This window comes from Kitasatospora sp. NPDC004615 (assembly GCF_042873545.1).
Lineage (GTDB): Bacteria > Actinomycetota > Actinomycetes > Streptomycetales > Streptomycetaceae > Kitasatospora.
Map to the genome: position 1 here is coordinate 297,809 of NZ_JBIALQ010000002.1, position 7,256 is coordinate 305,064.

Below are 7,256 nucleotides of genomic sequence, written 5' to 3' on the forward strand. Positions count from 1 at the left end.
CGGGGGATCACGAGCATGCGCCGCTACGACAAGAACGCCGACGAGGACGACATCCGCAGCCGCCCGGGCCGCCGGGGCTCCCGCCCCCGCACCCGCATCCGGCCCAAGCACGAGGACGCCGCCGAGGCGATGATCCTCACCGTGGACCGGGGCCGGATGACCTGCCTGGTCGACAGCGGAACCAAGGAAGAACGCCTGGTCACCGCCATGAAGGCCCGCGAACTCGGCCGCAAGGGCGTGGTCGTCGGCGACATCGTCAACCTGGTCGGCGACCTCTCCGGGGCCCCCGACACGCTGGCCCGGATCGTCCGGGTCGAGGAACGCACCTCGGTGCTGCGCCGCACCGCGGACGACGACGACCCGTACGAGCGGATCGTGGTCGCCAACGCCGAGCAGCTGGCCATCGTCACCGCGCTCGCCAACCCGGAGCCCCGCCCCCGGCTGATCGACCGCTGCCTGGTCGCCGCGTACGACGCCGGCATGGAGCCGCTGCTGGTGCTCACCAAGTCCGACCTGGCGCCGGCCGACGAGCTGCTGGAGTCGTACGCCTCGCTCGGCATCGACTACGTGGTGACCCGGCACGACGAGCTGGCCACCACCGGCGCGGAGGCCGTCCGGGAGTACCTGCGCGGGAGGACCACCGTGTTCATCGGGCACTCCGGCGTCGGCAAGACCACCCTGGTCAACGCGCTCGTCCCGGACCAGCAGCGGAGCACCGGCCACGTCAACGCCGTCACCGGCCGCGGCCGGCACACCACCGTCTCCGCGCTCGCCCTGCGGCTGCCCCCGCCGCCCGGCGTGAAGCCCGGCTCCCGCAAGGCCCTCGACCCGGGCTGGGTGATCGACACCCCCGGCTTCCGGTCCTTCGGCCTGTCCCACATCGACCCGTCCCGGGTCATCCACGCCTTCCCCGACCTGGAGCCCGGCACCGAGGACTGCCCGCGCGCCTGCTCGCACGACGAACCGGACTGCGCACTGGACGCCTGGGTCGCCGACGGCCACGCCGACCCGGCCCGGCTCTACTCGCTGCGCCGCCTGCTCGCCACCAAGGAGGCCCACGAGGACGACTGAGAGTCCCGCAGCCGACGAGTCGCCCGGCCCTGTCCACTGGGTAACGATAGGAAGGTCACACCGTCCTATCTGACAGGGAGTCAACCCGATGGCATGGGCCATGGTGATCCTCGCCGGTCTGCTGGAAACGGGATTCGCGGTCAACCTCAAGCTCAGCCACGGCTTCACCAAGCTCTGGCCCACCGTCAGCTTCTGCCTCTTCGCCCTCGGCTCCTTCGGCCTGCTCACCCTCTCCCTGAAAACCCTCCCCGTGGGCAGCGCCTACGCGGTCTGGACCGGCATCGGCGCCGCCGGCACCGCGCTGTACGGAATCATCTACCTCGGGGAGTCCTCCTCCACCCTCAAGCTGGTCTCGGTGAGCCTGGTCATCGCAGGTGTGATCGGACTTCAGCTCAGCGGCTCGGGACACTGAGTCCGCTAGGGTTCGGGGCATGGCCGACTACCACGACGATCTCCGACTCGCCCACGTCCTCGCCGACTCGGCCGACTCGGTCACCATGGAGCGCTTCAAGGCACTCGACCTCAAGGTCGAGACCAAGCCCGACCTGACGCCGGTCAGCGACGCCGACAAGGCCGCCGAGGAACTCGTCCGCTCCGTCCTGCAACGAGCCCGTCCCCGCGACGCGGTCATGGGCGAGGAGTACGGCCTGCAGGGCTCCGGCCCCCGCCGCTGGGTGATCGACCCCATCGACGGCACCAAGAACTACGTCCGCGGCGTCCCCGTCTGGGCCACCCTGGTCGCCCTGCTCGAGGAACAGCCCGACGGCGAGTACGCCCCCGTGGTCGGCATCGTCTCCGCCCCCGCCCTCAGCCGCCGCTGGTGGGCCGCCAAGGGACTCGGCGCGTACGCCGGCCGCAGCCTCTCCAAGGCCCAGCGCATCCACGTCTCCAAGGTCTCCCGCCTCGCCGACGCCTCGCTCTCCTTCTCCTCCCTCAGCGGCTGGGAGGAACGCGCCCGCCTCGACGCCTTCCTCGACCTCACCCGCATGTGCTGGCGCACCCGCGCCTACGGCGACTTCTGGTCCTACATGATGGTGGCCGAGGGCGCCGTCGACATCGCCGCCGAACCCGAACTCTCCCTCTGGGACATGGCCGCCCCCTGCATCGTCGTCCAGGAGGCCGGCGGCCGCTTCACCGGCCTCGACGGCATCGACGGCCCCTCCGGCGCGGACGCGGTCGCCACCAACGGCATCCTCCACGAAGCCGCATTGCGCTCGCTGAGCCTGTAAGGGCGAACCGACAGGGGCGCGAGGAACTGCGCGAAGGGGAACGCACCCAACCGCAAGATCGCGACGCAGGACAATGACCTGCACTTGATCGCGACCTTGCGGACGTGGCCTGCGCTTGTCGCGCAGTTCCCCGCGCCCCCGGTTTCGCGCCCACCTGCGTTCGCACCCGATTACGCGCTGAGCTCCGCGTTCAACGCCCCCAGCAGTCGCCCCGCCCGCTCCGCGACCTCCGCAGGCCCGTACTCCATCGCCCGCTTGCACCAGTTCTCGGCCTGCACCGTCTCCCCCCGCCGCAGCGCGAGCAACGCGAGCCTGAGCGCGGCCCGGCCGTGGCCGGCGTCCGCGGCGCGGGTGTACCAGAGCATCGCCTCGGCCTCGGAGTCCTGGCGGGCCAGCAGCAGGCCGAGGTTGAAGGCCGCGCTGCGACTGCCGCCCTCCGCGGCGCGGCGGTACCAGCTCTCGGCGATCTCCAGCGCGCCACGTTCCGCCGCCCGGACGCCCATCCGGACCTGGGCCCGAAGGTGTCCGGCGTCCGCCGCGACCGCGTACCAGTGTTCGGCGTCCGCGTCGGCGTCCCCGCGCCGGTCGAGCAGGGAGGCGAGCCGGAACGCGCCCTCCGCGGAGCCGCCTTCGGCGGCCTGCCGGTAGCGGTCGAGCGCGCCGGTGAGGTTGCCGCGCTGTTCCTGGACGACGGCGAGTTGGAGCGCGGCTTCGCCGTGCCCCTCGGCGGCGGCGCGGGCGTACCACTCCTGGGCCTGCCGGGTCTCGCCGCGGCCGGCGTGCAGCACGCCGAGGTTGAACGCGCCGTCGACGGAACCTGCTTCGGCGGCCTTGGAGAACCAGGGTTCGGCGCCGGATTCGTCGCCGCGCTGGAGCAGCATGACGGCGAGCGCGTTGCAGGCTTCGCGGTGGCCGGCGTACGCGGCGCGGCGGTACCACTGTTCGGCCTGGGTGTCGCGGCCGGCGCCGGCGCACAGCAGGCCGAGGTTGAAGGCGCCGTTGTGGTCGCCGGCGTCGAGCGCGGCGCGGTACCAGCGTTCGGCGACGGCGTTCTCGCCGCGGCCGGCGTGCAGGGCGCCGAGCGCGTTGGCGGCGGTGCCGTCGCCGGCTTCGGCGGCCTCCTGCCACCATTCGGCGGCGGCGGTGGGGTCGCCGGCGTCGCGGAGCAGGAAGCCGAGCGCGCAGGCGGCGCGGGCTTCCCCGTTCTGCGCGGACTGCCGGTACCAGCGGGCGGCTTCGTCGAGGTCGCCGCGGGCTTCGAGCAGCACGCCGAGGCGCAGCGCGGCACGGGCGTGGCTGCGGGCGGCGGCGGTGCGGTACCAGGTTTCGGCGGTGTCCTTGTCTCCGGCGGCTTCGCGCATCCGGGCGAGGCGGTAGGCGGCTTCGCGGTGGCCGGAGTCGGCGGCGGCCTTGAACCAGCGTTCGGCGCGGACGTCGCGGCGGTGTTCCATCAGGTCGCCGAGGGCGTAGGCGCCGAGCGGGTGGCCCTGTTCGGCGGCGAAGTGCAGCCAGTATTCGGCGGCTTCTTCTTCGCCCTGGTCGCGCAGTTGCAGGCCGAGGGCGTGCGCGGCGGGTGCCGAGCCGGCGACGGCGGCCTGTCGCCACCACTGGCCGGCTTCGGCGCGTTGGCCCTGCTGGTGGAGCAGGACGCCGAGGTTGTTGGCGGCGGCGCGCAGGCCTGCGGCGGCGGCGGTGCGCAGGTAGGGTTCGGCGTCCTGGAGGTCGCCGCGGCGCAGCAGGAGTGCGCCGAGCTGGCTGGCGGCGCCGGGGTCGCCGGCGTCGGCGGAGCCGCGGTGTCGGGCTTCGAGGGCGGCCTGTTCGCGGGCGGCGAGGGCGGTTTCGAAGCTGTCGGTGCCGTCGTCGCTCTCCAGCAGGTCGCGTGCGGAGGCGGTGGCGACGACCTGGTCGGCGGTCAGGTGGACGAGACTGTCGGGGCCGTAGCCGGACGCGGCGAGGCGGCCGGCGGTGCTGCGCTGTCCGGGCAGGCTGCCGCCGGGCTGGCAAGCGCGTCGGGCACCGGTGTCACTGTCCGTGGTGCTGCTGGCCGCCAGTCGTTCTCCTGTTCCGTTCCTGCCGATGAGTTTCATGCCGACTCCAGCTCCCCCCGAGTGTCGCGGCATTCGCCCCCGGCCGTCGGCCCGGGACTGGTCCCCCAGGGGTCACGCCGGATCGGACGGCCTGTCAACGGCCGCGCCGCGTCCCCCTCGTGGTCCATCGTCGCATCACCCGCAACCCTCGTACACCTGCTCCGTCCGTTTTGGCGAAGCGGGGCCGAAGCCCGGCGAGATTGCTTCAGAGCTTTGTCGATTTCCCGACACTGAGCCCCACAAACCCCGGCCACGCATCGTACCGGAGTCGATCAACACTCGATGCACACAAGGGCGAAGGCCCGGAGGGGCGATCCCCTCCGGGCCTTCGCGGCGAAGCCGATGACGCTGTGTCAGCTGACGCTGAAGTCGTCTGCCTGGTAGGCGCCCTGGCCGTACCAGCCGTGCACCCAGATGGTCACCGAGGTGACCGAGGCGCCGGTGGTGAACTTGGTGGACAGTTGCGTCCACGCGCTCCCACCGGGGGTCCAGGTCGAGCTGTCCGCCCCGGAGCCGGTGACGCCCAGGTAGGTGTAGTTGCCCTTCACCCACGCGGACAGCGTGTACGTGGTGTTCGGCTTGACCGTGACGGTCTGTTGGCACTGCGCGGTGTCACCGGCGCTGGCGTTGCCCTGCAGCGCGTACGAGCCGGTGTGGCCGCCGCTGACCACGCTGCCGCCGCTGCCCGCGCAGGTCCACGGGCTGAGCGCGCCGGACTCCAGGCCGGGGTTGGCGACGATCCCGCCGCCGCCGGGGCCGCTCGGCGAGGAGGACGGGCTGCCGGACGGCGAGCCGCTCGGCGACGAGGACGGGGAGCCGCTCGGCGAGTTGGACGGCGAGGGGCTGCTACTGGTGCTGCTGCTCGCGCTCGGCGACGGCGAGGTCGGCGGCGCCGGGCAGTTGGCGGCCGAGCCGGAGGTCGCCGTCATCAGCGGGTTCAGCAGCACCGCGTTCGGGTCGTCGTACAGCGAGAACACGAAGGAGCCGCCGAGCCCGTTGCAGTGCGCGTAGTCCATCTTGGCCTGGATGGACCTGGTGTTCTCCCCGGACCAGAAGTTGGTGCCGTCGTAGAAGTAGGAGGCCTGCGAGGCCGGGTCCCAGTAGGTGTCGTTGGCGTTGTCGACGACACCCAGCAGTTCCTTGTACATCCGCACCCCGGCCACGTTGCCGGAGTTCGGCGCTCCCTGCGCGGGCCCGCTGGCCGGCTGGAACAGCCCGTGGTTGGCGCCGGCCGCCACGCCCGTCCAGCCGCGGTAGTACAGCGGGACGCCCATGTTCAGCTTGTTGGCCGGGAAGCCGCCGGGGATGTTGTACGAGGGGTCGCCGACGGTGTACGCCTTGATCGCCTCGTCGATGGAGTACTTGGCGTTGCCGGGCGGGATGTTGTTCGACGGGTCACCGGGGTTCTGGTAGATCGGTGTCTGGTGGTTGGTCGGGCCCTGCGCCTCCCAGCCGCCGTGCATGTCGTACGTCATCGGGTCGGCGAAGGTCAGGTACTGGGCGATCTTGTCGGTCTCGACGTTCTGGATCTTGTCCTGGCCGGCCGGCAGCGCGGCGCTCAGCGCGTAGGTCTTGCCGTCGGCGGAGCCCTGGGCGTTGAGCTGGTTGCGGAACTCGGCGAGCAGCGCGGTGAAGTTCTGCTTGTCGTTCGGCGAGGAGTGGTTGCCGAGGTGGCCGCCGCCGCCCGGGTACTCCCAGTCGATGTCGAAGCCGTCGAAGATGCCCTTGCCGGTGCCGGGGCCGCCGTAGCCGCCCTGGGCGGGCAGGTTGCCCTTGATGAACATGTCGACGCAGGAGGAGACGAGCTTCTTGCGGGAGGCGTCGGTGGCGGCCGCGTCCGAGAAGTACTTGGAGTAGGTCCAGCCGCCGATCGACATCAGCACCTTGAGCTTCGGGTACTTGGCCTTCAGCTCCTGGAGCTGGTGGAAGTTGCCGGCCAGCGGCTGGTTCCAGGTGTCGGTGGAGTTGTCGACGCTGTTGCCGTTGGCGAAGGTCTTCGCGTAGTCGGCGTAGTAGTCGCCCGCGCCGTCGCCGGCGTTCGGGTTGTTCTCGTCCTGGGAGGCCGCCGAGTTGGCCTCGAAGCAGGTCAGGTTGGTGGGGTCGATGTTGGCGAAGTCGTACAGCAGGTAGTCGAGCTTCCCGGCCATGCCGTTGGTGTCGACGTTCTTCAGGTAGTAGGCGTTCTGGTAGATCGACCACTGGTCGAAGTAGGCGACCTTCATCCCGCCGCTGGTGGCGGGCGCGCCGGTGGTGTTGGCCGGTCCGGCGGTCGCGTCGGGGGCTCCCAGCAGCGACATCGCCCCGGCGAGCAGGGTGGCGGCCGCGGCGGTGACGGCCCAGACCCTTCGGTTGTTGCGGTGCATGCGGATGTGCCTCTCCTGTCACGTGGGGATGCAGGAACACACCGTCGGACACCCGGTCGGGGAGCGGCAGACGGGAGCAGAACACGATCGATGCCCGTGGCGGGCACGCGTTGCAGCACCACGAGGCGGGCGGTGGGGGCCGCCCGTCATGGGCACGACCCAGATTGGACTGGACCACTGGGGGTGTCAATCGGGTCTGCACCAAGGAATGGCAAAGGCCCGGAGGCTGATGCCTCCGGGCCTTTCGCTACTGAGTAGCGGGGACAGGATTTGAACCTGCGACCTCTGGGTTATGAGCCCAGCGAGCTACCGAGCTGCTCCACCCCGCGTCGGTGAGATCACTCTAGCACGATCACGGGGGCGTCAATGACCACGTTCCGAGGGCCCAAGGACCCGGCGACCCGGGGAACGGCAAAGGCCCGGAGGCTGATGCCTCCGGGCCTTTCGCTACTGAGTAGCGGGGACAGGATTTGAACCTGCGACCTCTGGGTTATGAGCCCAGCGAG

General features: G+C 71.2%; 5 protein-coding genes and 2 tRNA genes (1 of these 7 cut by a window edge). 3 read left to right on the forward strand and 4 right to left on the reverse strand.

The genetic code is table 11. The annotated features are described in order from the left end of the window. The first annotated feature begins 15 nt into the window (after positions 1-15). The 3 genes from rsgA to hisN all read left to right on the forward strand — a co-directional run bounded on the left by rsgA (position 16) and on the right by hisN (position 2,300). Positions 16-1,071 (forward strand): ribosome small subunit-dependent GTPase A, encoded by a 1,056-nt coding sequence (gene rsgA / locus ACFYS8_RS08230; RefSeq protein ID WP_387637489.1) that lies wholly within the window; start codon positions 16-18, stop codon positions 1,069-1,071. An 88-nt stretch (positions 1,072-1,159) separates the two neighbouring features. Continuing rightward, complete coding sequence (locus ACFYS8_RS08235) at positions 1,160-1,483, forward strand: DMT family transporter (protein WP_387637492.1); 324 nt, start codon at positions 1,160-1,162, stop codon at positions 1,481-1,483. Positions 1,484-1,502: 19 nt separating this feature from the next. Further along, positions 1,503-2,300: a histidinol-phosphatase gene (gene hisN, locus ACFYS8_RS08240; protein ID WP_387637494.1), complete on the forward strand. Its 798-nt coding sequence runs from the start codon at positions 1,503-1,505 to the stop codon at positions 2,298-2,300. 170 nt (positions 2,301-2,470) lie between these two features. Here the strand turns inward: hisN and ACFYS8_RS08245 are convergent, their stop codons facing one another. The 4 genes from ACFYS8_RS08245 to ACFYS8_RS08260 form a co-directional block, all read right to left on the reverse strand. Beyond that, positions 2,471-4,387, reverse strand: a complete 1,917-nt coding sequence (locus tag ACFYS8_RS08245) for a tetratricopeptide repeat protein (protein ID WP_387637496.1) — start codon at positions 4,385-4,387, stop codon at positions 2,471-2,473. Between the two features lie 353 nt (positions 4,388-4,740). Next, positions 4,741-6,750, reverse strand: coding sequence for a glycosyl hydrolase family 18 protein (locus ACFYS8_RS08250; RefSeq protein ID WP_387637499.1), 2,010 nt, complete (start codon positions 6,748-6,750; stop codon positions 4,741-4,743). A gap of 255 nt (positions 6,751-7,005) precedes the next feature. Beyond that, positions 7,006-7,079, reverse strand: a tRNA-Met gene (locus ACFYS8_RS08255). Positions 7,080-7,205: 126 nt separating this feature from the next. Then, positions 7,206-7,256: transfer RNA gene (locus tag ACFYS8_RS08260), tRNA-Met, on the reverse strand (it continues 123 nt past the right edge of the window).